Source organism: Streptomyces sp. JH002, from assembly GCF_050916115.1.
Lineage (GTDB): Bacteria > Actinomycetota > Actinomycetes > Streptomycetales > Streptomycetaceae > Streptomyces > Streptomyces xiamenensis.
The window spans coordinates 3,767,224-3,790,811 of the sequence record NZ_CP087989.1 but is presented as its reverse complement, the minus strand read 5'-3'; the positions used below and the strand labels follow the sequence as shown (position 1 = coordinate 3,790,811).

The window sequence follows — 23,588 nt, the reverse complement described above, 5'->3', positions numbered from 1 at the left end:
GCTGAACATATGCCGGAACTTCCCGAGGTCGAGGCACTGCGCGACTTCCTCACCGGCCACCTCGTGGGACGCGAGGTGGCCGGCGCGCTGCCGGTGTCCTTCCACGTACTGAAGACCTACGACCCGCCGCTGACCGCCGTGGCCGGGCGCACGGTGACGGGCGTGGCCCGGCACGGCAAGTTCCTGGACCTGACGCTCGGCGGCGGGCAGGACCCCCCGCTGCATCTGATCACCCACCTGGCACGGGCCGGCTGGCTGCGCTGGCAGGAGAAGCTGCCCGCCGCGCCGCCGCGCCCCGGCAAGGGCCCGCTGGCGCTGCGCGTCACCCTCGCCGACCTTCCCCCGGACTCCTCCCCCGGGAAGAGGCCCGCGGGCGCGGGCTTCGACCTGACCGAGGCCGGCACCCAGAAGCGGCTGGCGGTGTACGTGGTCCGCGACCCGGCCGAGGTCCCCGGCATCGCCCGGCTGGGCCCGGATCCGCTCGCGGACGCGTTCACGGTCGAGGCGCTGGCGGCGATCCTCGACGGGGAACGCCGGCAGCTCAAGGGCGTGCTGCGCGACCAGTCGACCATCGCCGGGATCGGCAACGCCTACTCGGACGAGATCCTGCATGTCGCGCGCATGTCACCCTTCAAGCCCGCGGGCCACCTGACCGCATCCGAGACCACCGCCCTCCACGAGGCGATCCGCACCACCCTGGGTGAGGCCATCGCCCGCTCCCGGGGCGTCGCCGCCGGAAAGCTCAAGGCGGAGAAGAAGAGCGGACTGCGCGTCCACGGCCGCACCGGCGAACCCTGCCCGGTGTGCGGGGACACCATCCGCGAGGTGTCCTACCGGGATTCCTCGCTCCAGTACTGCCCCACCTGTCAGACCGGCGGCAAGCCGCTGGCCGACCGGCGCACCTCACGCTTCCTGAAGTGACTCCGCGTCCTCGTCCGCGTCCTGCGCTTCCCCGTCCTCGCCCCCGTCGGTGTCGCCGCGGACATTGACCCCGTGCGTCTCGGCGATCTCGCCGAGCCCGCCGGCGTACCCCCGGCTGATGGCGTGGAACCCCCAGCCGTCCTCTCCCAGCGTCAGCTCGCCCAGCGTCAGACCCGTGCAGTGCACCGGGCCGACCGGGAAGCCGTAGCACAGCAGCTCGGTGTCACCGGCCGGGTCCAGCAGCCGGATGTGCAGCGCCCGCGCGTGCGACAGGTCGTGCCCGCGCGCCTCGGCGTCGTGGACGGACAGAGCGAACCGTACGGTCACCGCCCGCTCGTCCAGCTCCGGCAGCCGCACGGTGATGCGCGCCTCCCGGGTGCCCTCCTCCTCGCCCTCGCCCGGCTCCTCGGCGGCCAGCTGAACGCTCTCGTCGCCCGGGTCGAGGTTGTTGTAGAAGATGAAGTGCCCGTCCGAGAGCACCTGGCCGTCCTCGTCGAGGATCAGCGCGGAGGCATCGACCTCGGGGGCGTCCTCCGGCTCCATGTCCTCCGGGTCCTGCCAGTCGAGCCCGATGATGAACGTCTCGGCGCCCGGCAGCACATCGTCGAGCAGCAGCCGCTGCCCGGTCGCCAGCGGCAGCCGGCCGCCGCCGGGGCGCGGGCAGCTCGACAGCAGCACGGCCCGGGGGTCCACCCGGGTCGGCTGGTAGGCGAGCGCCTCCTCCACCGGCTCGGCCGGCAGGTCGACGGCCAGGATCGCCAGCTCGCGCAGCCGCTCGGCGACCTCCGAGGCGCTGTCCGGCCGGTCGTCCGGGTCCTTGGCCAGCAGCGCCATGATCAGCTCGTCCCACTCCGCCGGCAGCTCGGGGCGCAGCTCGCTGGGCGGCGGCGGGTCGCTCTCCATCTGCTGCCGCAGCAGCTGGTACAGCGAGGCGCCGTGGAACGGGGGCCGGCCGGTGGCCAGCGCGTACAGCACACAGCCGAAGGCATACAGGTCGCTGCGCGCGTCCACCGTGCCGCCCTCGACCTGCTCGGGCGACATGTAGGCCGGGGTACCGATGACCACACCGGTAGAGGTGAGCCGGGCGTGATCGGTGGACTCGGCGAGCACGGCGGCGATCCCGAAGTCGAGGACCCGGGCCAGACCGTCCGACTCGACCATCACATTGCCGGGCTTCAGATCACGGTGCACCACCCCCGCGTCGTGAGCCACGGCCAGCGCGCGGCAGATCTTCTCCCCCCACCGGGCGACCTCGCCCAGCGGCGGGATCTCCTCCGCCAGCACCTGGTCCAGCGACCGCCCCGGCAGCCGCTCCATCACCAGATACAGCACGGTGCTGCCGTCGAACTCGGCCTCACCGACATCGTGCACCGTGACGATGTACGGACTGGACAGCCCCGCCAGCAGCTTGGCCTCACGGGCGAAGCGCTGCCCGGCCTGCGGATCGCGGCCGACCGCCGAGGTGTTCACCACCTTGATGGCGACCTGCCGCTCCAGCCGCATATCGAGCGCTTCCCACACGGTGCCCATGCCGCCCGCTCCCAGCAGCGGCCCGATCTGGTACCGGTCATCGAGAACCCGGCCCTGCATCTTCTGCACCCCCTGGCACAACGAACTGTTCGCCGCCCCGGGTACGTTAGCCGTTCTGCTGTCTGCCAGCGGAAAGGGCGCCGCTGACGCTAACTTTATGCGGCACAGGCGGCCGTGAAGAGGGGACAGGGATGAGTGGCATAGCAGGAGGCACCGGAAATCCGGCCCAACCCCCCTGGCCGCCCTACCCGCCGGCCCACTCGACACCCGGCGGACAGGGCCGTTCCCCCGGCCCCTACCTGCTGATCTCCGCGCTGATCATCGTGGGCGCGCTCCTCGGCTTCCTGGCCTACCAGTCGGCGAGCGGCAAGCAGGAACAGGGCCGCACCGAACCCGGCGGCGACCCGGCCGCCCCGCTGTACATCCACGCCGTGGACGACATCCTGGCGGACCAGGAGTGCCCCGCCGCTGAACAGGCCGGTGGCACCGCTGTCTTCGCCCCCGACATCACCTCCTGCCTGATCCTGGACACCGTCACGCACACCATGACCGTCGACCGCCTGCTGGAAGTGGCCGCCGACCACGACACGGCCGCCGGAGGCTGGCTCATCCAGCTGACCTTCACCGCCGAGGACGGCGCCCTCTTCGGTGACCTGACGGAAGCCGTCGCCGCCCGTCCCGCGCCCGGGAACCAGCTGGCGATGCTGCTCGACGGCGAACTGCTCACCGCGCCCTCCGTCATGGCGCGCATCGACGGCGGACAGGTACAGATCTCCGGCAGCTTCACCCGGGAGGAGGCCGAGGAGCTGGCCGCCCGCCTGGCCCCCTGAGCCGCGAAGAAGAAGTCCACCCGCTGACACCCGCGCCGCCGCAACACCCCGCGCACCGTGCCGATCCCGGCCCCGGCCCGCACCCTGTCCTCCACGACCACCACTCCCCCATGACGGACCCCAGCTCCTCCCACCCGGCATCGAACGTGCTCACACAGTGATCACACACGGTAGCGAGAAAGATATCCACCCCTGTGGATAACTTCCGGGCGCGGGGACTGTCAGTGCCTGGTCCTACCGTGACGGCATGACGGAAGACGTGCTGGAGCCGTACCGCCGCGAGCTGACCGGCTACTGCTACCGGATGCTGGGCTCGGCCTTCGAGGCGGAGGACGCGGTCCAGGAGACGATGATCCGCGCCTGGCGCGGCCTGGACCGGTTCGAGGGCCGGTCCGCACTGCGCTCGTGGCTGTACCGCATCGCCACCAACGTCTGCCTGACGACGCTGGACGGCAACAAGCGCCGCGCCCGCCCCATGGACCTGACGACCGCCGGCACCCCCGAATTCCCCCCGGGCGCGCCGCTGCCCGAGACCACCTGGGTCGAACCGATACCCGACAGCAGGCTGGACCCGGCGGAGGTGGCGCAGGCGAGGGAGTCCGTCCGCCTGGCGTTCGTGGCCGCCCTCCAGCACCTCCCGCCCCGCCAGCGTGCCGTGCTGATCCTGCGCGAGGTCCTCAGCTGGCGGGCGAGCGAGGTGGCCGAACTGCTGGACACCACCGTCCCCTCGGTCAACAGCGCCCTGCAACGCGCCCGCGCCACCCTGGCGAACGTTCAGGGGGAGGCCCCGCGGCGGCTCGAGCCGGGGGACGAGAGGCTGCTGACCCGCTACATGGTGGCGTTCGAGGCGTACGACCTGGACGCCCTGACCGCTCTGCTCCACGAGGAGGCGACGCTCACGATGCCCCCTTTCGACCTGTGGCTGCGCGGCACTCCCCACATCCGCGCCTGGCTGACGGGCCACGGCATCGGCTGCCGTGGCTCCCGCCTGATCCCCACCCGGGCCAACGGCGCCCCGGCCTTCGCCCAGTACCGTCCGGGCGGCGAACCCTGGGCCCTGCAGATCATCGAGACCAGGGACGGCAGGATCAGCGGCATCAACGCGTTCCTGGAAACGGAGCGCTGGTTCCCGCTGTTCGACCTGCCGCCGAAGCTCAGCCCAGAGGCTTGACCCACCTGACCCACTGCTCCTGGGGCCCGTAGCCCCCGGCGTCCCAGGCCCGGTGGGCCGTCTCGTTCCGCCGCAACACCATGGCGTCGGCCCGCCGTCCGCCCAGCGCGACGAACCGTTCCTCGGCGGCGGCGAGCAGTGCCCGCCCGATCCCCTGCCGCCGCGCCCCGGGCGCGACGGCCAGCCGGTACAGATGACAACGCCATCCGTCGAATCCGGCGATGACGGTCCCGACCAACTCCCCGTCCCGCTCGGCCAGCAGCAGGGCCCCCGCGTCCCGCTCCACCAGCCGCGTCACCCCGGCCTGATCATCGCTGATGCTGGTCCCCTCGGCCGCGCCCTTCCAGAACACCAGCACGGCGGCCACATCATCGACCCCAGCAGCACGAACGGTCACATCAGCACCCATACCGAAAACCCTACAAGCCCCCCAACCTGGTCACACACCGCATTGCTAGGCTTGCTCATCGGATACATGACACCGGCACGGGGGGGGACGCCAGGCCATGGCCGATCAACTGGACCTGTATGTCAGCTCGGACGAACTGGACCCGATCGCGGACGCGGCGCGCGGTCTCCACGACGAACTGACCGAACACGGCCGGATGGCCGAGACCGACGAACGCGCCGCCGGCGAGACCCTGTCCGCCCACCGGTTCGCCACGGGCCGTTCCCTGACCCTGCTGGCCGAGGGCTGGAGCCGCCAGGTCGAGGACCTGCTGAACGACTGCGCCCGCATCTCGGGCCACCTGGACCAGACGGTCAGCGCGCACACCGAGCTGGAGTACCAGATCCAGGCGGAGTTCCAGCAGATCCAGCAGTCCACCTCCGCCTACGACAGAATCGTCGCCCTGGCCGGCGTCACCGACCCCGCGCCCACCGATCCCCCGCCCACCGAGATCGACTGGGGGAAGGCCTGATGCCCGACTGGACCGGCGCGGGAGCGGGCTCCCTCTTCTCCACCATCAACCCGTTCCCCCTCGGGGCGAACGTCACCTACGAGAGCGTCCGCAACGCCGACCTCAACACGCTGAGCGGCGCCGTGGACTCCCTCAGCGCCCTGACGGCCAAGCTCACCGAGCTGGAACAGGACGCCACGGCCATGAACGGGATGGCGCACGGCTCGCTGTGGGCAGGGCTCAACGCGACGGTCTCCCGGGCGCACATCCGCCGGACCGCCGGTAAGTTCACCCACGCCCGCACTCAGGCGGAAGCCCTCCACAACATCCTCCATGACCTCCTGACCGACCTGCGGGGCTGTCAGGACGGACTGCTCCGGCTGGAAGCGAACTCCGAAGCCGAAGGGTTCCGGATCTCCCCGGAGGGGGTGGTCTCCAGCGCCGGGCCGCCTCATCTGCGTCTGGACCAGCTGAACGCCGGCATCGGCATGGGCGGTATCGGGGAACCGGACCCGGAAGGAGTTTCCCCGGAGACGCAACAAGCCATGTGGCACGCGCACTCCCGGATCAACGAGATCGTCGAGAAGGCGGGGGAATCGGACGGCATCGCGGCCCGCGCGCTCACCGACATCCTGGCGGAAGGCAATGGCAGGTTCAGCCACACCGACCTGACCGGCATCGACGACGCCCGCGAGAACCAGGTCCAGCAGGATGCCGAAGCCGCTGCCGTCCTGGCCGGCAAAGAGAACAAGACAGCGGCGGACTGGCGCCTGATGGGCGACTACTTCGCCCTCCACGCGGACGACCCGGAGTTCGCGAACCACGTCATCGACACCCTCGGCATGGAGCAGTACCTGACGCTGGCCCAGGAACTGGACCACTCCGCGACCGAACTCGCCTCGGCGAACCTCGACATCGACGGCATCAGGACCGGCATGGCCAACACCCTCAACACCGCCATGCAGCCGTCCATCGACATCTCCACCCACCCCCCGGGATCGGGCTACCAGAACTGGCTCCGCACAGAAGAAGGCCAGGCATACGAACGCCGCCTGAACGCCCTGAATGCCCTCGGCCCCGAGCGGCTGCACGAGCCGGAGGAGCCTGCCTGGCTCGACTCCGTCCAGGACAACCGAATCGGCTACGACCTCTTCCTCGATCTCATGGAGAGCGCGGACGCGCCGATGAACGACATCTTCTACTACGACATGCTCGACGGCATGGTCGCGGCGGAGAAGACAGACCACACCATCTGGTTTGGCGAGCGATACTCGGACTCGGGAAATGGATGGAATCCCAAGGAGAACGGCACCGATCGCCTTCTTGGAATTGGCTCCCAAGACAATATCGACGCAGTCTCCCGATTCTTCGATCCGAAATACAATGAGGATAATATAGATTATTTCATCGGACTTAATGGAGATCAACGCAGGCCCTTGGAGGATAGTCATTCCCATGGATGGGGTGGGATGCTGTCCACCGACTCTGGGCTTGCCGATCTTGCCGAGATCTCGAATGTTTACGGGCAGGCCCCTGGGCTGACCGCTGCGCTGGAGGCCGCATCAACAGGCCGCCCACCGGGCGGATCGGAAATTCTGGGAACCGAAGGTCATTCTGCTGTCAATATTCGCATCGCAGAGCACCTGTGGAACACCTACGCCGAGGCACCTGCGCAGGCGAGCGGCGACCTCGTGACGCCGGACTTGCGACCGACCTTGGGAACCATTGCAGCCGACTACATGCCGGATATTTTGTATGCCGCCAATCGCTCCAGCTCCGGACCGGAAGACAGTGAGGCATCTTTCTCGCGGGAGAATACGGGCCATCTCCTGTGGGAGGTCGGCACCCATCAAGATTCCTACGAGAAAGTAACTGCGGCCAATCAGGCTCAGCTCTATATTGAGACCGATCGGGCAGTTGCTCAATATGGCCATGAAGACGAGGCCGACCTACGCGAGAAGGTGCGCTACACGATCGAGCGCTCCGGCGTAGTGACAGGCATCATGACTGACGCTCACGCAACTGCGGCAGAGGACGAGCAACATCAGCAGGATGCTAGACACAACGAAAAGATCGACGATCTTCAATTCACCGTGGACCTCCTGCTCGGAGGAGTGATCTATGGAGGAATGGGCGAGAACCCGGGCACAGCTGCGATGGCTGCGCCAGTTCAGCAGCAGGTGACAGATTCCATTTTCAGCCAATTCAGGGCAGACAATTCGGCCGCAGCGGCTGCACAGGCAGAACAACAGTACAACGAGTCTGGGACCATCCATTTGGACAACTCCACTGCGGCCGTTGATTTCGCACTGGAACGCCATGGAATCGATCCCGCCAGCATCGATCAGGTACTCCTGACAGACGCCATAGAGAGTGGCTCCAACGGCGGCTTTGAACAAGGCACCATAAGGAAGAAGCGATGATGCGTCGACCGGCCCTTCGATCAGCTATTGTTCCGGCAGCAATAATAGTCCTGACAGTTTCCGCATGCACGGGAAGTCCTGCCCCGGGCGAGAAGTCCTACTCGATACCCGAACAGCCGTGCGGAATGAAGGGGGACGGTCCCATCGAGGCGCTCTTCCCTCCAGGAGCCGATTTGGAACTGCACGTCTCCGCGAGAGAGGTGAGCCCGGGCAAGACCAGCGCCCAAGGGGCCTGCATCGCTACTGTTGATGGAGAGGATGCCTTCTCGATCCACTCCAGAGCAGCCAAGAAATCGTCGGATCTTGAGGCCTTCATCGAAGAAAGTAATTTCCGCGGAGACCTGAAAGAGGCGCAATGGACGACCAGTGGCAACTACCAGCTGGCCACCTCTGCGGACCATTCGATCGCTTTCATCACGTGCATGAATTCTCGAGCTGAATACACAGGGCTGGGCTTCACTCTTTCCGTCTACCGAGGAGGTGATCAGGACCGTGATTTGAGCAGCATCATCACGGAGTATGCAGATGTTCGAATGGCCGAAATCGATGAAGAGGTCTGCGATACAGCCTGAAGTCCGTAGCGGGGGAGGCGCCAGTGGAACACCCCAATGAGGCCAGGGTGCACGACAACCCCTGAGCCTGCCGTCCGGGCCTCGATGGCAGGTTGTCAAGAGGGCGGACGCGCACCATTCGGCCCTCGGGATGTCACGAGTCTGTCGCGGATTGGCATATGGCAGCCTAATCCGGTGCCCCGCACCGCTGGAGGATGGCGCTTACACGTACGCTCGGTTGGGCTCCACGCCGTAGCAGGGGGCAACCACACGGGGAGGAACGGCGAATGGAACCGCTGGGGGCGGCCGATCCGCGTCAGGTCGGCACGTACAAGCTGCTCGGAAAGCTCGGCGAGGGCAGCATGGGCCAGGTCTATCTGGCCAGGTCAGCACGCGGGCGCACCGTCGCCGTCAAGCTGATCCGCAACGAACTCGCCGGACATCCCGACTTCCGCCGCCGTTTCCAGGCGGAGATCGAGGCGGCCACCCGCGTCGGCGGCCAGTGGATCGCCCCCGTCCTCGACCACGACTCCACGGGCGAGGCCCCCTGGGTCGTCACCGACTACATCGCGGGCCCGTCCCTGCACACCGTGGTCACCTCCACCTACGGCCCGCTCCCCGAGCACAGCATCCGGCACCTCGCCTCCGGCCTCACCCAGGCCCTGCGCGACATTCACGGCGCCGGCCTCATCCACCGCGACCTGAAGCCGTCGAACATCCTCATCACCATCGACGGCCCCCGCGTCATCGACTTCGGCATCGCCCGCGCCGTCGAGAGCACCGGCGGCACCACCATGACGCACGCCGGGGCCATCGTCGGCTCCCCCGGCTTCATGTCGCCCGAACAGGCCCGCGCTCTGCCGGTCTCCCCGGCCAGCGACATCTTCGCGCTCGGCTCCGTGCTGACGTTCGCCGCCACCGGCCGTAGCCCGTTCGGCAGCCTCGACAGCACGCTGCACACCATGCTGCTGCGCATCGTTCAGGGCGAGGAGGATCTGACGGGCGTCCCCGACAGACTCCGTCCGCTGATCGAGATATGCCTGTCCCAGAACCCGGCCGGGCGCCCCACCCCCGACCAGATCGACGAGCTGCTCGCCACCTCGCAGGCGCCCGATCCGCGCGCCGCCCAGGAGCACTGGCTGCCCGCCTCCGTCCTGGCCGGACTCGGCAAGGACGCGATAGCCCTCCTCACCTCCGAGGACGCGGACGACGCCCACCCGCCGGCGGCCACGCAGCCGCCGTCCCTGCCTCCGGCGCCGCCCGGTCCGCCGTCGCCCGTCCCCGCGCTGTACGGACCCGCCGGCCCGCTGCCCCCGACGGCGCACGGTTACGGAACCGGGGCGCCGCCCGGATTCGGCCCGGCCACCGCCCCCTTCGCCCCTCACCCGCCGGTCAAGAAGAAGACGGCGCCCTGGGTCATCGCGGCCGCCATCGCCGTTCCCCTGCTCGTGATCGGCGCGGTCGTCGCCGCCGTCGCCCTTAAGGGCGGCGACAAGGACGACCAGGCCGAGGACCCCACCCCGACGCCCACCGAGCAGGACCCCGGCCCCGTCGAGGACCCGGACGAGCCGGAGGACCCGGACGACGAGCCCGCGAGCGGCGATGTCGACCGCGCCTACCTCGGCGCCTGGGACGGCGTACTCACCGCTGACGACGGCGTGGACGACCAGCTGCTGCACCGCGTCGTCATCGAGCAGAGCCGTACGGAGACCCGCGCCACCTCCTGGTTCCTCACCCCGTACGTCCTGTGCCACCACGTGCAGACGGTGGCCACCAGTGCCTCCGGAGACCTCGTGTTCTCCCCCGGAGAACTGACCGTCACTCCCGAGGACGCCTCGCGCGAGGACTGCGACTTCGGCGACCAGAGCCTCACCGTCTCCGGCGACGAGGAACTGACCTGGACCTCTTCGGCGATGGACCTCGAACTCCCGATGATCCCCTCGTTCGAGGACAAGGAAATGACCTTCCCCGAACCGCTGCGGTACGGGGGTTCGTACGACCTGGAGGCCGAGGAGTTCGAGAAGGCCGGCGGGCCGGAGTACCCGGGCGGGGAGCCCTACCGGGTCAGCCTGCTGGTCACCGACCTCGGCGATCGCACGCTGAGCATCTACGCCCCGGACTACACCTGTTCCTGGGACGCGTCACTGGTCTACGCGGACCCGACGACCGTCCTCGTGGGCCCGCTGGTGCCCACGTACGACTACGACGACTCGTGCGCCATCGACAGCAGGGCCCTGGTCCTGCGCCCCGACGAGGACGACGAGGACGATCTGCGTATCAGTTCCCTCAACCGCGACGACGACGGCTTCCACTTCGTCGCCAAGAGCCGCTACTGAGCGGTGACGGCCGCGTAGCGCGGAAGGCGGGCCGTCTCGATCCCGCAGCCGAGCGGTACGGGGAGGGGTATCCCTTCCCCGTACGCGCCGCGCCGCTCGACGCGGTAACGCCCGCCCCGTGGATGGCTGTTCAGCGACCATCTGCCGCGCAGCGGGTCCACCCGCACCAGCAGCCGAACTCCGGCCCCCGCGTACGCGCTCACGTCGGCGGCGGTACCGCTTCCGGCGACCGGCCTTACCACCACGGCCAGTTCCACGGCGCGCGGATGCAGCAGCGACTCGTCGGAACCGAGGAATCCGTACGGACACACCGCGAGGTCCGGTGTCAGATACGCGTCCGGACCGGCGTCCGGCCTGGCCACCGCGGGCGCCCACAACGGTACGAGGTCGGGCGCCACGAGAGGCGCCAGTTGCGCCTCGATCTGCCGCAGAACGCCGTACCGCTTGCCACGGGGCGGGGGCTCCGGCGCCCCGGGTACGTCGACCCGCACGCCGGTCCATCGCGCCACCAGCCGTGCGGCGGAACGGAGTTGCCCGTGGTCCAGGGTGACCCTCACCGCAGCCCGCCGGTGATCGTGAACCACACCAGCTTCCCCGGCCCCGGGGTGTGATGACACACGCCCCAGTCGGAGGCGTAGAGGTCGATGAGGAGCAGACCCCGGCCGTGCTCGTCCTCTGGCAGAGGAAAGCCGGCCGGGGGCTGCGGCACTCCTGGCGCGGAGTCGTGTACAGACACCCGCACCGCCCCCGCCGGGGTCCACGCCGCGTAGAGCGCGACGGGGCTTGGCCGCACGCTGTTCAACGACGCGACCACGGCATTGGTCACCACCTCTGACGTCAGCAGCGTGGTTTTTTCGACCAGGTCGGACTTCTCGGGGGACGAAGGGGACACGGCCCCCAAGGCGGTACGGATCGCTTCCCGGGCGCTCCGCACCCACCGGACGTCGGGCGGGAACGTGAAGGAGAAGTCCCCGCCGGGCGGGGGGAGGACAGCGACAGCACACATACGGACCAGCTCCTCTCGGATGTACCCGGCCGCCCACCGTGGCTCGCCACAACGGCCGCCCGTCGCGGTGCACTTCGGACTTATGGCGGTCCGGGTTGGTGCGTCCTCGACGGTAGGATGCCGCCGATCATTAATGCAACCGTGAGTGAAAGAGTCACTCCATCGAGTGGCGGAGCCGCGAAGTCCGGACAGACAGCCTGACCGGTGAGGAGGTTGAATCATGGGATTGCGCTCCAACCAGAGCCAGCGGCAGAGGCGGCTGGGACACGAGCTTCGTAAGTTGCGAGAAGCGGCGGGGCTGACAACAGCGGAGGCCGGTCGCCGGGTCGGGCTCGGCCAGGCTCATGTCAGCCACATCGAGGCGGGTCGAACCGCTTGCGCAGAGCCACGACTGCGGGAACTCGCCGCTGTCTACGGTTGCGTTAATGAGCCACTCATTGACGGGCTGGTGGCGATGACGAACGCGACGGGGAAGGGTTGGTGGACCGCATACCGCGACCTCCTCGACGACCGAGCCAGGGATCTCGCCGAGCTGGAGCACACGACCACAGCGTTCCGGACCTTTGAGTGGCTGTACGTTCCCGGACTGCTGCAAACGCCGGAGTACATGCGAAAGCTCTATGCCAACGGAGTCCAGGATCCCGACCCGGGCGCCATCGACAAGTACGTCGATTTCCGGCTCCACCGACAAGAGGCGCTCGTGGCAGACCCACAGCCGACTTGCCACGCGGTCATCCACGAAGCGGCCTTCCACATGCAGTTCGTCGACCGCAAGACGATGCGCGATCAGTTGGCGTACCTGGTAGAGCTGTCCCAGGCGCCCAACATCACCATTCAGTTGCTCCCCTTCAAGGCGGAGTCTCACCCGGTGACGGCAGGATCGCCCTTCACCATCCACGACGCGGGTGCCCGTGAACTCCGCACGGTGCACGTCGAGCACCCGATCTCACAGGTCTTCCTTCACGACGAGGAGCAAGTAGACCGGTTCGAGGCTGACTTCCAACGCCTCAGTATCGTTTCGCTGGAGCCTGTTGAGCCATCCCAGCAACACCGGGAAAACTCCTACGCGCTCGTACAGCACCTGCGATACATCCTCTAGGAGGGAAGCATGTCGGACCTGCTCTGGCAGAAGTCCAGCTACAGCAGCGGCGACCCCAACCAGAACTGCATCGAGGCCGCTCGCTCCGCTGAGGGGCGTCTCTACCTCAGGGAGAGCGACGATCCCAGCGTCGTCCTCATAACCAACTCAACCCGTCTGGTCGCCCTTCTCCGGCTGGCACGCAAGTGATTCCGGGGCCCACTTGGCAGAAGTCCAGCTACAGCAGCGGCGACCCCAGCAGCGACTGCATCGAGGTAGCACACGGTCCGTCCGGCTCCCTCTACCTCCGGGAGAGCGACGACCCCGGCACCGTCCTGGTCACCACCCCGGCCCGGTGGGCGGCCTGCTGCGCGCGGCCGGAAGTGGCGCCACACACTAGACCTTCACAACGCGTACCGGGCCAACTCAGGCAACCCTGACTGATCGTTCCGGCCAAAGCGCACTGTTGCCGGTCTGGGACGCTAACGTCGTGTGAGGAGGTAATAGACTCACGGCGGTTGTTGAGGGGGCACGACATGAGCTATGGCGGCGATGGCTACGACGATGAGCGCGACCGCGGCGTCCCCTCACAGACCCGTACCCGGCTGCCCGAGCAGGACGGCTTCGCCGACCGCCGCCCCGCCGCCTCCCCCGGCCGCAGCGTGGTCACGATCGTCGGCATCGTCCTCATCCTGATCGCCGCCATCGTCTTCGCCAACCGTGCCGATGACAGCACCGGTTCGGACGGCGGCGGAACGGACGACGGCAACCGTCCCGGAGCCAACCCGACCGCCCCCTCGGGCCAGCAGCCTGTGGAGGGTTTCACCAACGGCATCCCCTCCGGCTTCCCGCAGAGCGCCGAGGGCGCGGAGAGCGCCGCCACGAACTATGCCGTGGCGCTCGGTGGGGAAGGGATGTTCAACGCGCAGGAGCGCGAGCTGATCGTCACCACCATCAGCGCCTCCGACGCCACCGCCGGTCTTCTTCAGGCCTTCAACGCCGACTACAGCCCCGCGTTCAACGAACGCGTCGGCATCGACGCAGACGGCAACGCCCCCGACGGCCTCACCTTCGTCAGCCGCGCCACCCCCATCGGCTCCTATCTGACCGCCTACACCGACACCACAGCCGAGGTGTCCGTGTGGTGCTCGGGGCTCTTCGGCCTCGCCGGGACCGAGTCCCTGGCCCCGGTCAGAAGCTCCTGGTTCACCATCAACTTCACCCTGGCCTGGGAGAACGGCGACTGGAAGGTCACCGGCTCCACCCAGACCGAGGGGCCGACCCCGGTACCCGGTGACAACCGGGCGTCGGGCGCCGAGGAGATCGCGGAAGCTGTCGAGGAGTACGGAGGGTTCACCTATGCGCGCTAGCCTCCGGCTGCGTCTGGCCACACTCATGGCCACCGGCGCCGCCGCTCTCGTCACCGGTCTCGCGTTCGCCACGCGCGCCCGCGCCGACGAGGAGGACGAGACCCCCGAGGACAAAACCCCCGCCGACGAGGGCAACCCCGACTGCGAACTCATCACCGGCTCCGCCCGCGACTACTGCGAAGGTGACGCCGGAACGGGCGGCGGCGGAGGCGGCGGCACGAGCCGGCTCGACTCCACCCTCGACCCGCTGTCCTCCCTCGCCCAGGGCTGCGCCGACGCCGCCGCCTGGATCGTCGACCAGCTGTCCGCCGCCGTCTCCGGCACCACCAACGTCGACTTCACCAACGGCGCCTTCCTGCGCCAGTACGCCGTCGTCTTCGCCGCCTCCACCGTCCTCACCCTCATCCTGTGGCTGCTGGCCATCGCCAAGCGCGCCATCCGCGGCGTCCCGCTGTCGACCGCCATCTCCGAGGCCATCGGCTTCCTGTGGCTCACCGTCATGGCCTCCGCCTTCACCCCGCTCATCCTCTACGTGGTGGTCGCGGCGACCGACGGCGTCACCGACGCCATCGTCACGGGTACAGGGGACAACTCCGACCAGTTCTTCGGCTCGTTCTCCGCCGCCCTCGCCGCCGGCGAGGACATCGGCGGCGGGCCCATCATGCTGATCGTCGTCTCCCTCATCTCCATCCTCGCCGCCGGCGTGCTGTGGTTCGAACTGGTCATCCGCGCCGCCCTGCTGTACGTCGGCGCCCTGCTCGGCACCGCCGTCTACGCCGGCCTCGTCGACAAGAACCTGTGGGGCCACGTACGCCGCTGGGCCGGCATCATGATCGCCGTCATCCTCCTCAAGCCGGTCATCGTGATCGTCCTCGGCCTGGCCTCGGCGCTCTCCACGACCGACGGCCCCTCCGCCTTCTCCGCCGTCGTCTCCGGGCTGGCCATCATCATCCTGGCGATCTTCGCGTCCGCCATGATCTACCGCTTCGTCCCGGGCTTCGGCGACGAGATCGTCAGCCACCGCGCCGCCCGCCAGGACACCTCCAGCCGCGCCGCCAAGGCCGCCATCGCCACCCCCGCCACCGTCCTGCGCCAGGGCATGGGCACGCACGGCGCCCGCGACGGCGCGGCGGCCGGCGGCGCCCAGGCCGCCACGGGCGGCGGCCAGCGCGGCGGGGCCGGCGGCAGCGCCGTCTCCGGCGGCGTCGCCGCCCACGGCAACCGCGGCACCGGAACGTCGTCCACCGGATCGCCCAGCGGCCCGGCCCCCGGTAACCGAGGAGGAGGCAGCAGGTGACCAGCCCGCCGCACACACTCACCCGCCGCCGTACGTACCTCATCGGCCGGGCCCGCCCCCAGGCCCTCGTCGGCCGCAACCGCGAGACGGGCGAGATCGCCCTGATCGTCGCCGGGGCCTTCCTCGGCATGATGAGCGGCATCCTCGTCCCGCAGCTCACGCTGCGGATCGTCGGCCTCGTCGGCTTCCCCTTCCTCGCCCTCGCGGCCATCTACATGCCGTACAACGGCCGCACGTTCTACAAGTGGTACGAAATCAACCGACACTTCCGCCGCACCCAGCGCACCGGCGCCACCTACCGTTCCGGCGCCGCCGAGGCCGGCACCAGCCTCAGCGGCAGCGAGGTCGAGATCGGCGCGCCCCCCGGCGTCGGCCGCGTCCAGTGGCTGGCAGCGCCCTTCGGCCCGGACGAGATCGCCGTCCTCCTCCACACGGAGAAGCGCACCATCACGGCGGCCATAGAAATCGAGGGCCCCGGCGTCGGCCTGCGCGACAGCGAGGACCAGGAAGCCCTGGTCGAACGTTTCGGCACGCTCCTCAAGCACGTCGCCAACGGCGACGGCCACGTCACCCGGCTCCAGATGCTGGCCCGTACGCTCCCGGCCGACCCCGACGCGCACGCCAACGACGTCGCCGACCGCGGCGACCCGGGCTCCCCCGCCTGGCTCCAGGACTCCTACGACCAGCTCCAGTCCATGGTGTCCACCTCCAGCGAGCAGCACCGCGCCTACCTGGTCGCCTGCATGCACCACTCCCGCGACCTGAGCAACGAGGCGCAGGCCGTGGCCCGCGCCGACCGCGCCACCGGCCGGCGCCGCATGTCCCAGGACGAGGGCCTGGCCGTCATCATGGCCCGCGAACTCGCCGACATCTGCGCCCGCCTGACCGAGGCCGACATCCGCGTCCGCCAGCCCCTGGGCGAGGCCCGGCTGGCCTCCCTCATCCACTCCATGTACGACCCGGACCACCCGATCGACCACCTCCAGGCCATGTCCCGCCGCAACGCCTGGCCGGCCGAACTCGACGCCCGCGAGCCCACCTACCTCCAGGCCAAGACCCGCGAGTCCGACACCCGCGAGCCGTGGTGCCACGCCACCGCCTGGGTGAAGGAGTGGCCGATGACCCCGGTCGGCGTCAACTTCCTCGCCCCGATCCTCGTCCACACCCCGGACGTGATCCGCACTGTCGCCGTCTGCATGGACCTCGAACCCACCGAGCTGGCCATCGAGCGCATGCTCACCGAGAAGACCAACGACGACGCCGAGGCGTCCCGCGCCGCGAAGATGAACCGCACCGTCGACCCGCGCGACGTCGCCGCCCACAGCCGCGTCGACCAGCGCGGCGACGACCTCGCCTCCGGTGCCGCCGGCGTCAACCTGGTCGGCTACCTGACGGTCTCCTCCCCCAACCCCGAGGCGCTGGCCCGCGACAAGCGCACCATCCGCGCCTCCGCCGGCAAGTCGTACCTCAAACTGGAGTGGTGCGACCGGGAACACCACCGCGCGTTCGTCAACACCCTCCCTTTCGCCACCGGGATCAGGCGATGACCGTCCCCCCGCTCATTCCCTCCAGGGAGGAGCCGCCATGCCGGCCCGCGACCCGCTGAGCCTGATCACCGAAGCGTTCACCAGCCTCCTCTTCGGCCGCACCGAGACCACCCGGCTCCCCGTGCGCACCTCCACCGGGCAGGCCCAGGCCGTCTACCTGCCCACCGCCGCTCCCGGACTCGGCGACTCCGGGGTGATCATCGGCCGCGAGGTCTACTCCGGCAAGGGCTACATCTACGACCCGTTCCAGCTGTACGGCCAGCAACTCCCCGCCCCGCACTGGCTGGTCCTCGGCGAGTCCGGCAACGGCAAGTCCGCGCTGGAGAAGACGTACGTCCTGCGCCAGCTGCGCTTCCGGGACCGGCAGGTCGTCGTCCTGGACGCCCAGGGCGAGGACGGCGTCGGCGAGTGGAACCTGGTCGCCCAGCAGTTGGGCATCACTCCCATCCGCCTGGACCCGATGGCCGCCCTCGATGGCACCGTACGGCTCAACCCCCTCGACCCGGCCATCACCACCACCGGCCAGCTCGCCCTGCTGCGCACCATCATCGAGGTGGCCCTGGGGCGCGGCCTGGACGAACGCTCCGGCTTCGCCCTCAAGGTGGCCCACGCCTACGTCAACAAGGCCGCCGCCGAGAGCCCGCAGCGCCGCCAGCCGATCCTCACCGACATCGTGGAACGGCTGCGGCACCCGCTCCCCGAGTCCGCCGACGCCATGAACGTGGCGCTGGAGGATGTCCGCGCCTGGGGCCTGGATGTGGCCCTGGTGCTGGACCGCCTCGTCGACGGCGACCTGCGCGGCATGTTCGACGGCCCGACGACCGTGGGCATCGACCTCGACGCCCCGCTCATCGTCTTCGACCTCTCCCACATCGACCGCAACTCCATAGCGATGCCGATCCTGATGGCGATCGTGGGCGTCTGGCTGGAACACACCTGGATCAGGCCGGACCGCAAGAAGCGCATCTTCCTGGTCGAGGAGGCGTGGCACATCATCAACTCGCCCTCCGTCGCCCAGCTCTTCCAGCGGCTGCTGAAGTTCGGCCGCCGGCTCGGCCTGTCCTTCGTCGCCGTCGTGCACCACCTCTCGGACGTCGTGGACGGCGCGGCCGCGAAGGAGGCCGCGGCGATCCTCAAGATGGCGTCCACCCGGACCATCTACGCCCAGAAGTCGGACGAGGCCCGCGCCACCGGGCAGGTACTGGGCCTGCCCCGCTGGGCCGTGGAGATCATCCCCACCCTCACCCCGGGCATGGCCGTGTGGGACGTCAACGGCAACGTCCAGGTCGTCAAGCACCTGGTGACCGAGTCCGAACGCCCCCTCGTCTTCACCGACCGCGCCATGACGGAGTCCTCCGCCCAGCGGGATGCCCTCGCGCAGGGGCCCGCGGCGCTGGAGGCCGGTTCCGGGGACGGGAACCCGCTGGGCCTCGCCGACCCCTTCGAGGCCGAGACGGAGGAACGGGTCATCTCCTTCGAGAAACGGCAGGGCGTCGGATGAGCGGCAGCACCCCACCCCCGGACCGCGACCGCCGCGGCGGCGTCCCGGACACCCTTCTCGTCGGCGGGCTCGGCTTCGTCCTCGGTCTGACCGTCCTCACCTGGACCGCCACCGGCCTCGCCGGCTGGGTCGCGCACGGCGCCTGGCCGGACGGCGTGACCTTCCTGCGGACGGCCACCGCCCTGCGGTCCTTCCTGACGGCGCCGGGCGACGTGCCCGCCGCCTGGCCGCAGGCCGACGCGGAGACCCTGCCCGGCGCCGGACTGCTGTGGCTGATCTTCCTGGTGCTGGTCATCATGCTGTTCGGCGGCGTCCTGTGGATCGCCATCCGCGTCTCGCGCTGGCGCGCCCGCCCCGGCCGCCGGCCGGTACCAGAAGAGGCGGCGGAGTACGAGGCTCCGCCGGCCGTACGGGCAGCGGCACCGGCGGAGGCACCGGCACCCGCACCGCGTGCGTACGAGCCGCCCCACCCCCAGCAGCCCGCCCCGGCCGATCCGGTGCCCGTCCCGCCCGCCCCCGCACCGGACTTCACCGCGGCGGTGCTGGCCGCCCCCGAGGGCCTGATCGTCATCGACCCCGACACCCGGCTGTGGGCCAGGACGGCGGCCCGGCGCGGCAAACAGGGGCCCGTCCACGTCTACGATCCCGGCCACGCCTCGGACGCGCCCGTACGCCTGCGCTGGACGCCCCAGCGCGGCGCGGAGGACATGCCGGCCGCACGGAGCCGCGCGAGGGCTCTGCTGAGCCCGGTACGGCCCACGGAGCCCATCTTCCAACTGGACGCGGAGACCTCGGAGACACTGCTGCGCTGCTATCTGCACGCCGCCGCTCTCGCCGGGGAGCCGATCCAGAGCGTCCAGCGCTGGGCCCAGGGGAAGGCGGGCGGTGAGCCGGGCAAGATCCTGCGCACCCACCCGCGCGCGGCCGGCGGCGCCTCGATGGAGCTGGAGAGCGCCCTGACCTCGATGCCCGACCGCAGGGACGCCGCGCTGGTGCTCATCGGCCGTGCGCTGGACGGCCTGGATCAGTTGCACATCCGTCAGTCCTGTACCCCGGGCCGGGTGGACACCCTGGCGCTGGACAATCTCGCCAACGAGGGCGCCACCCTGTACGTCGTCGGCGACCACGCGCCGACGGCGCCGTTCCGGGCGGCCCTGGTGGACGCGCTGGTGGCCGAGCAGCCGAAGCTGACGGTCATCGGGAGAGCGTGAGCTCCAGCGCCCGTGTCCCGGGGGCCCGGGGGTCGACGTGGCTCCTGCCGTTGGGGAGGAAGCCGAGCGAGGCGTAGAAGCGGGCCGCGCGCGGGTTGTTCTCGTGGACGCGGAGCCGGATCTCGCGGTCACCGGCCCACGAGATGGCTTCCTCCATCAGCTCCGCGGCCATGCCGGTGCCGCGGTGCTCGGGCCGCACGTACACCCCCACCACGACCACGTGATCCGCCGCGGGGTCGGGCTCCGCATACACGCTGACCATGCCGGCCCAGGGCCGGTGCTCCCCGGTTTCCCCGATGAAGGTGACGGTACGGGCGCCGGCGGCCCGCCGTTCCCATTCCTCCCGGGGGATCTCCAGGGCGGCCTCGTGGGTCTGGTAGAACGCCACACCGGCCAATGGGTCCCGCAGCGCGGCCAGTCGCAGCTCCCGCAGCCGCGCCCAGTCCTCACGGCGGGTCCTGCGGATCGTGTACGGGTCCGACGAGTCCATGAAACAAGAGTAGGCCCGTTGGGGATCGGAATCCCCAACGGGCCTACTCTGTATAAAAATTGTTCGGCGGCGACCTACTCTCCCACACGGTCCCCCATGCAGTACCATCGGCGCTGAAAGGCTTAGCTTCCGGGTTCGGAATGTAACCGGGCGTTTCCCTTTCGCCATGACCACCGAAACTCTAAATGGTTGTCATTCGAAAAAAAATCACAGTGGACGCGAGCATCTGAGGACAAGCCCTCGGCCTATTAGTACCAGTCAACTCCACCTCTTACAAGGCTTCCATATCTGGCCTATCAACCCTGTCGTCTACAGGGAGCCTTAACCCATCAAGTGGGTGGGAGTCCTCATCTCGAAGCAGGCTTCCCGCTTAGATGCTTTCAGCGGTTATCCTTTCCGAACGTAGCCAACCAGCCATGCCCTTGGCAGAACAACTGGCACACCAGAGGTTCGTCCGTCCCGGTCCTCTCGTACTAGGGACAGCCCTTCTCAAGACTCCTGCGCGCGCAGCGGATAGGGACCGAACTGTCTCACGACGTTCTAAACCCAGCTCGCGTACCGCTTTAATGGGCGAACAGCCCAACCCTTGGGACCAACTCCAGCCCCAGGATGCGACGAGCCGACATCGAGGTGCCAAACCATCCCGTCGATACGGACTCTTGGGGAAGATCAGCCTGTTATCCCCGGGGTACCTTTTATCCGTTGAGCGACGGCGCTTCCACAAACCACCGCCGGATCACTAGTCCCTGCTTTCGCACCTGCTCGACCTGCCAGTCTCACAGTCAAGCTCCCTTGTGCACTTACACTCACCACCTGATGACCAACCAGGCTGAGGGAACCTTTGGGCGCCTCCGTTACTCTTTAGGAGGCAACCGCCCCAGTTAAACTACCCACCAGACACTGTCCCCGATCCGGATCACGGACCCAGGTTAGACATCCAGCACGATCAGAGTGGTATTTCAACAACGACTCCACCTGAACTAGCGTCCAGGCTTCACAGTCTCCCACCTATCCTACACAAACCGAACCGAACACCAATATCAAGCTATAGTAAAGGTCCCGGGGTCTTTCCGTCCTGCTGCGCGAAACGAGCATCTTTACTCGTAGTGCAATTTCACCGGGCCTATGGTTGAGACAGTCAAGAAGTCGTTACGCCATTCGTGCAGGTCGGAACTTACCCGACAAGGAATTTCGCTACCTTAGGATGGTTATAGTTACCACCGCCGTTTACTGGCGCTTAAGTTCTCAGCTTCGCCACACCGAAATGTGACTAACCGGTCCCCTTAACGTTCCAGCACCGGGCAGGCGTCAGTCCGTATACATCGCCTTACAGCTTCGCACGGACCTGTGTTTTTAGTAAACAGTCGCTTCTCGCTGGTCTCTGCGGCCACCCCCAGCTCAGAGAGCAAGTCTCATCACCGGAAATGGCCCCCCTTCTCCCGAAGTTACGGGGGCATTTTGCCGAGTTCCTTAACCATAGTTCACCCGAACGCCTCGGTATACTCTACCTGACCACCTGAGTCGGTTTAGGGTACGGGCCATTGTGAAACTCGCTAGAGGCTTTTCTCGACAGCATAGGATCATCCACTTCACCACAATCGGCTCGGCATCAGGTCTCACCCTCGTGTGGAACGGATTTACCTGCTCCACGGGCCACACCCTTACCCCGGGACAACCACCGCCCGGGCTGGACTACCTTCCTGCGTCACCCCATCACTCACCTACTACAGGTCTGGACCACCGACTCCACCACTCCACCCACCCCCGAAGGGACAGATGGCGGCTTCGCGGGCTTAGCATCGCCTGATTCAGCGTTGGCGCTCCACAACGGGTACCGGAATATCAACCGGTTATCCATCGACTACGCCTGTCGGCCTCGCCTTAGGCCCCGACTTACCCTGGGCAGATCAACTTGACCCAGGAACCCTTAGTCAATCGGCGCAAGAGTTTCCCACTCTTGTATCGCTACTCATGCCTGCATTCTCACTCGCATACCGTCCACAACTCGTTTCCACGGCTGCTTCACCCGGCACACGACGCTCCCCTACCCACCACAACCCTCGTTAGAAGTATTGTTGCAGTGACACGACTTCGGCGGTGTACTTGAGCCCCGCTACATTGTCGGCGCAGAATCACTCGACCAGTGAGCTATTACGCACTCTTTCAAGGGTGGCTGCTTCTAAGCCAACCTCCTGGTTGTCTCTGCGACTCCACATCCTTTCCCACTTAGCACACGCTTAGGGGCCTTAGTCGATGCTCTGGGCTGTTTCCCTCTCGACCATGGAGCTTATCCCCCACAGTCTCACTGCCGCGCTCTCACTTACCGGCATTCGGAGTTTGGCTAAGGTCAGTAACCCGGTAAGGCCCATCACCTATCCAGTGCTCTACCTCCGGCAAGAAACACACGACGCTGCACCTAAATGCATTTCGGGGAGAACCAGCTATCACGGAGTTTGATTGGCCTTTCACCCCTAACCACAGGTCATCCCCCAGATTTTCAACTCTGGTGGGTTCGGGCCTCCACGAGGTCTTACCCTCGCTTCACCCTGCCCATGGCTAGATCACTCCGCTTCGGGTCTAGGGCATGCTACTCAATCGCCCTGTTCGGACTCGCTTTCGCTACGGCTACCCCACACGGGTTAACCTCGCAACACACCGCAAACTCGCAGGCTCATTCTTCAAAAGGCACGCAGTCACGGCCATACACACAAGTGCGCATGACGACGCTCCCACGGCTTGTAGGCACACGGTTTCAGGAACTATTTCACTCCGCTCCCGCGGTACTTTTCACCATTCCCTCACGGTACTATCCACTATCGGTCACCAGGGAATATTTAGGCTTAACGGGTGGTCCCGCCAGATTCACACAGGATTTCTCGGGCCCCATGCTACTTGGGAAACCTTTAAGTGAGCCATGCAGATTTCAGCTACGGGGGTCTTACCCTCTACGCCGGGCCTTTCGCATGCCCTTCGCCTATCCACACAGTTTCTTACTCACCGACCGTCCGGCAGAACGATCAAAAAAGCTCCCACAACCCCGCATGCGCAACCCCTGCCGGGTATCACACACATACGGTTTAGCCTCCTCCGGTTTCGCTCACCACTACTCCCGGAATCACGGTTGTTTTCTCTTCCTGCGGGTACTGAGATGTTTCACTTCCCCGCGTTCCCTCCACACCGCCTATACATTCAGCAGTGGGTGACAGCCCATAACGACTGCCGGGTTTCCCCATTCGGAAACCCCCGGATCACAGCTAGGTTGACAACTCCCCGGGGACTATCGCGGCCTCCCACGTCCTTCATCGGTTCCTGGTACCAAGGCATCCACCGTGCGCCCTTAAAAACTTGGCCACAGATGCTCGCGTCCACTGTGCAATTCTCAAACAACAACCGAAGATTCGACCTTTCACAGCCGTACCTTCAGACA

Annotated in this window: 20 protein-coding genes and 2 rRNA genes; 15 read left to right on the top strand and 7 right to left on the bottom strand. The window is 67.6% G+C overall.

The genetic code is table 11. The annotated features are described in order from the left end of the window. Positions 1–9 precede the first annotated feature (9 nt). Positions 10–921 (top strand): Fpg/Nei family DNA glycosylase, encoded by a 912-nt coding sequence (locus tag H7827_RS17210; protein ID WP_432746326.1) that lies wholly within the window; start codon positions 10–12, stop codon positions 919–921. Here H7827_RS17210 and H7827_RS17205 read toward each other — a convergent pair. Further along, complete coding sequence (locus H7827_RS17205) at positions 904–2,511, bottom strand: protein kinase domain-containing protein (RefSeq protein WP_432746324.1); 1,608 nt, start codon at positions 2,509–2,511, stop codon at positions 904–906. The two genes, H7827_RS17210 and H7827_RS17205, sit on opposite strands and share 18 nt — an antisense overlap. A gap of 131 nt (positions 2,512–2,642) precedes the next feature. On the opposite strand from H7827_RS17205, the gene H7827_RS17200 reads away from it, so the two are divergent. After that, on the top strand, positions 2,643–3,281 hold the full coding sequence (locus H7827_RS17200) for a SecDF P1 head subdomain-containing protein (RefSeq protein ID WP_432746322.1): 639 nt from the start codon (positions 2,643–2,645) through the stop codon (positions 3,279–3,281). A 247-nt stretch (positions 3,282–3,528) separates the two neighbouring features. Next, positions 3,529–4,452: a sigma-70 family RNA polymerase sigma factor gene (locus tag H7827_RS17195; protein WP_432746320.1), complete on the top strand. Its 924-nt coding sequence runs from the start codon at positions 3,529–3,531 to the stop codon at positions 4,450–4,452. Here the strand turns inward: H7827_RS17195 and H7827_RS17190 are convergent. Beyond that, on the bottom strand, positions 4,436–4,861 hold the full coding sequence (locus tag H7827_RS17190) for a GNAT family N-acetyltransferase (RefSeq protein WP_386539355.1): 426 nt from the start codon (positions 4,859–4,861) through the stop codon (positions 4,436–4,438). The two genes, H7827_RS17195 and H7827_RS17190, sit on opposite strands and share 17 nt — an antisense overlap. 97 nt (positions 4,862–4,958) lie before the next feature. Between H7827_RS17190 and H7827_RS17185 the strand changes: the two genes are divergently transcribed. From H7827_RS17185 to H7827_RS17170, 4 genes are all read left to right on the top strand, one after another. Then, complete coding sequence (locus H7827_RS17185; protein ID WP_386539357.1) at positions 4,959–5,372, top strand: hypothetical protein; 414 nt, start codon at positions 4,959–4,961, stop codon at positions 5,370–5,372. Further along, positions 5,372–7,774 carry a hypothetical protein gene (locus H7827_RS17180; RefSeq protein ID WP_432746318.1) on the top strand — a complete coding sequence of 801 codons (2,403 nt, stop codon included), beginning with the start codon at positions 5,372–5,374 and terminating at the stop codon, positions 7,772–7,774. Before H7827_RS17185 ends, H7827_RS17180 begins: the two co-directional genes overlap by 1 nt. Before the next feature lie 173 nt (positions 7,775–7,947). After that, positions 7,948–8,346: a hypothetical protein gene (locus H7827_RS17175; RefSeq protein WP_432746316.1), complete on the top strand. Its 399-nt coding sequence runs from the start codon at positions 7,948–7,950 to the stop codon at positions 8,344–8,346. Positions 8,347–8,612: 266 nt separating this feature from the next. After that, entirely contained in the window at positions 8,613–10,661 is a 2,049-nt protein-coding gene (locus H7827_RS17170; RefSeq protein ID WP_432746314.1) for a serine/threonine protein kinase, read from the top strand. Here the strand turns inward: H7827_RS17170 and H7827_RS17165 are convergent. Further along, positions 10,655–11,245, bottom strand: coding sequence for a Uma2 family endonuclease (locus H7827_RS17165; protein ID WP_432746312.1), 591 nt, complete (start codon positions 11,243–11,245; stop codon positions 10,655–10,657). The two genes, H7827_RS17170 and H7827_RS17165, sit on opposite strands and share 7 nt — an antisense overlap. After that, entirely contained in the window at positions 11,215–11,553 is a 339-nt protein-coding gene (locus H7827_RS17160; protein WP_386539364.1) for an ATP-binding protein, read from the bottom strand. Before H7827_RS17160 ends, H7827_RS17165 begins: the two co-directional genes overlap by 31 nt. Positions 11,554–11,887: 334 nt before the next feature. Between H7827_RS17160 and H7827_RS17155 the strand changes: the two genes are divergently transcribed. The 8 genes from H7827_RS17155 (at position 11,888) to H7827_RS17120 (ending at position 19,671) form a co-directional block, all read left to right on the top strand. Further along, complete coding sequence (locus H7827_RS17155) at positions 11,888–12,766, top strand: helix-turn-helix domain-containing protein (protein ID WP_432746309.1); 879 nt, start codon at positions 11,888–11,890, stop codon at positions 12,764–12,766. 9 nt (positions 12,767–12,775) lie between these two features. Further along, a complete protein-coding gene (locus H7827_RS17150) occupies positions 12,776–12,955 on the top strand; it encodes a DUF397 domain-containing protein (protein ID WP_200366392.1) in 180 nt (59 codons plus the stop codon). Beyond that, positions 12,952–13,185: a DUF397 domain-containing protein gene (locus H7827_RS17145; protein ID WP_432746307.1), complete on the top strand. Its 234-nt coding sequence runs from the start codon at positions 12,952–12,954 to the stop codon at positions 13,183–13,185. Before H7827_RS17150 ends, H7827_RS17145 begins: the two co-directional genes overlap by 4 nt. 96 nt (positions 13,186–13,281) lie before the next feature. After that, positions 13,282–14,115 carry a hypothetical protein gene (locus H7827_RS17140; protein ID WP_432746305.1) on the top strand — a complete coding sequence of 278 codons (834 nt, stop codon included), beginning with the start codon at positions 13,282–13,284 and terminating at the stop codon, positions 14,113–14,115. After that, on the top strand, positions 14,105–15,412 hold the full coding sequence (locus H7827_RS17135) for a hypothetical protein (RefSeq protein ID WP_432746303.1): 1,308 nt from the start codon (positions 14,105–14,107) through the stop codon (positions 15,410–15,412). Before H7827_RS17140 ends, H7827_RS17135 begins: the two co-directional genes overlap by 11 nt. Further along, on the top strand, positions 15,409–16,959 hold the full coding sequence (locus H7827_RS17130) for an SCO6880 family protein (RefSeq protein ID WP_386539373.1): 1,551 nt from the start codon (positions 15,409–15,411) through the stop codon (positions 16,957–16,959). Before H7827_RS17135 ends, H7827_RS17130 begins: the two co-directional genes overlap by 4 nt. A 37-nt stretch (positions 16,960–16,996) precedes the next feature. Next, complete coding sequence (locus H7827_RS17125; protein ID WP_432746302.1) at positions 16,997–18,460, top strand: ATP-binding protein; 1,464 nt, start codon at positions 16,997–16,999, stop codon at positions 18,458–18,460. Continuing rightward, positions 18,457–19,671 carry a type VI secretion protein gene (locus tag H7827_RS17120; protein WP_432746300.1) on the top strand — a complete coding sequence of 405 codons (1,215 nt, stop codon included), beginning with the start codon at positions 18,457–18,459 and terminating at the stop codon, positions 19,669–19,671. The genes H7827_RS17125 and H7827_RS17120 overlap by 4 nt, the downstream gene beginning before the upstream one ends. On the opposite strand, the gene H7827_RS17115 is transcribed toward H7827_RS17120, so the two are convergent. The 3 genes from H7827_RS17115 to H7827_RS17105 form a co-directional block, all read right to left on the bottom strand. After that, positions 19,655–20,161: a GNAT family N-acetyltransferase gene (locus tag H7827_RS17115; protein ID WP_432746298.1), complete on the bottom strand. Its 507-nt coding sequence runs from the start codon at positions 20,159–20,161 to the stop codon at positions 19,655–19,657. The two genes, H7827_RS17120 and H7827_RS17115, sit on opposite strands and share 17 nt — an antisense overlap. Before the next feature lie 61 nt (positions 20,162–20,222). Further along, positions 20,223–20,339, bottom strand: a 5S ribosomal RNA gene (rrf, locus tag H7827_RS17110). A gap of 50 nt (positions 20,340–20,389) precedes the next feature. Further along, positions 20,390–23,512 (bottom strand): 23S ribosomal RNA (locus H7827_RS17105). Positions 23,513–23,588 lie beyond the last annotated feature (76 nt).

Coding starts and splice junctions, on each gene's coding strand:
- H7827_RS17200 (WP_432746322.1), top strand. CDS start 2,643: ATGAGTGGCATAGCAGGAGGCACCGGAAATCCGGCCCAACCCCCCTGG.
- H7827_RS17140 (WP_432746305.1), top strand. CDS start 13,282: ATGAGCTATGGCGGCGATGGCTACGACGATGAGCGCGACCGCGGCGTC.
- H7827_RS17205 (WP_432746324.1), bottom strand. CDS start 2,511: ATGCAGGGCCGGGTTCTCGATGACCGGTACCAGATCGGGCCGCTGCTG.
- H7827_RS17150 (WP_200366392.1), top strand. CDS start 12,776: ATGTCGGACCTGCTCTGGCAGAAGTCCAGCTACAGCAGCGGCGACCCC.
- H7827_RS17185 (WP_386539357.1), top strand. CDS start 4,959: ATGGCCGATCAACTGGACCTGTATGTCAGCTCGGACGAACTGGACCCG.
- H7827_RS17210 (WP_432746326.1), top strand. CDS start 10: ATGCCGGAACTTCCCGAGGTCGAGGCACTGCGCGACTTCCTCACCGGC.
- H7827_RS17190 (WP_386539355.1), bottom strand. CDS start 4,861: ATGGGTGCTGATGTGACCGTTCGTGCTGCTGGGGTCGATGATGTGGCC.
- H7827_RS17170 (WP_432746314.1), top strand. CDS start 8,613: ATGGAACCGCTGGGGGCGGCCGATCCGCGTCAGGTCGGCACGTACAAG.
- H7827_RS17135 (WP_432746303.1), top strand. CDS start 14,105: ATGCGCGCTAGCCTCCGGCTGCGTCTGGCCACACTCATGGCCACCGGC.
- H7827_RS17115 (WP_432746298.1), bottom strand. CDS start 20,161: ATGGACTCGTCGGACCCGTACACGATCCGCAGGACCCGCCGTGAGGAC.
- H7827_RS17120 (WP_432746300.1), top strand. CDS start 18,457: ATGAGCGGCAGCACCCCACCCCCGGACCGCGACCGCCGCGGCGGCGTC.
- H7827_RS17195 (WP_432746320.1), top strand. CDS start 3,529: ATGACGGAAGACGTGCTGGAGCCGTACCGCCGCGAGCTGACCGGCTAC.
- H7827_RS17155 (WP_432746309.1), top strand. CDS start 11,888: ATGGGATTGCGCTCCAACCAGAGCCAGCGGCAGAGGCGGCTGGGACAC.
- H7827_RS17125 (WP_432746302.1), top strand. CDS start 16,997: ATGCCGGCCCGCGACCCGCTGAGCCTGATCACCGAAGCGTTCACCAGC.
- H7827_RS17180 (WP_432746318.1), top strand. CDS start 5,372: ATGCCCGACTGGACCGGCGCGGGAGCGGGCTCCCTCTTCTCCACCATC.